Here is a 1,112-nt window from a genome sequence, read left to right on the forward strand (position 1 = left end):
TGTATGAGGCACGGACGTTAGTTACGCGGTGCCGGCGGTAAGCGGCAGGCGGTCGTCCTCCGCGTGCTGAATGCGGTCGGTGATAATTGTAGTGAACATTCCAGACTTCGACCGCGGTGCGCCTTTGCTGCTCGCTGGTGTATTCGCGGGAGTAGAGCAGTTCTTCGGCGAGGATGCGGTTGTAGCGTTCGACTTTCCCGTTGTGTTTCGGTGTGTAGGGCTTGATGCGGTAGTGCCGAGCTTCGCGGAGTGAAGCGGTGAAATCTGCTGCCCGGTAGCATGATCCGTTGTCGGTGATCACGCGCTCGATCCGGTTGATGCCGTGGGCGGCGAAGAAGACGCGGGCGTTGTTCATGAAATCGATGGCTGTTGCGGCGGTTTCGTTGTCTCGGGCTTCGGTGTACGCCAGGCGGGTGTTCCCGTCGATCGCGGAGTGCAGATAGGTGTAACCGGTGCGGGCCTGCTTGTTCTTCGATTTCCGGCGCCGGGATCGTTTGGCCCGCTCGGACCCGCGACCGTGAGCACGCCAACCACCGCCGTCGGGGATTTTTCCGACTTTCTTGATGTCGACATGCACCATCTGGCCAGGTCGTTTCGCTGCGATGACCTGCGGTTTGCGGTTGTTCTCGCCGTTCGGGTCGATGAATCGGCGCCGGTGCAGGCCTAGGTTTCGCAGGATTTTCGTGACTGTTCGACGCGCAATCACCGTTCCATCCATACGGAGTTCGAACTCGATTCGCGAGGCCGACCATTTCCGGGTCCGGCGCATGGATTCGATCTCGGCCACCACCGCTGCTGCTGTGGCAGTCGGGTGATGGTGTGGCGTGCTGGATCGGTCCTGTATTCCCAGGTCGCCATACTTGCGATACCGGTTGACCCATGTGGAGGCGCATTGACGGGAGATGCCCATCTCGGCGGCGACATGGGCGATCGGACGGCTCTGACACCGCTCGATCAGGCGTCGTCTTCCCTCCACGGTTAGCGGAGCATTACGGTGTGTCACAGGGCTGGTCCTTTTTGGTCGAGAACGGTTGTGTCGCAACTCCCATTCTTACGCCGAGGACCAGCCCGTCTACTTCAATCCCGCGTCAGCAACGTCCATACCCACAACA

The 1,112-nt window shown here is 60.3% G+C and carries 1 protein-coding gene; it reads right to left on the reverse strand.

The annotated features are described in order from the left end of the window. Positions 1-1,003 (reverse strand): IS481 family transposase (locus R4P70_RS32615; RefSeq protein WP_317833851.1); only part of this gene is annotated, 1,003 nt, incomplete at its 3' end. Positions 1,004-1,112 lie beyond the last annotated feature (109 nt).

Origin of the sequence: Rhodococcus sp. IEGM 1241 (assembly GCF_033142365.1) — a bacterium.
GTDB classification, from domain to species: Bacteria; Actinomycetota; Actinomycetes; order Mycobacteriales; family Mycobacteriaceae; genus Rhodococcus_F; species Rhodococcus_F erythropolis.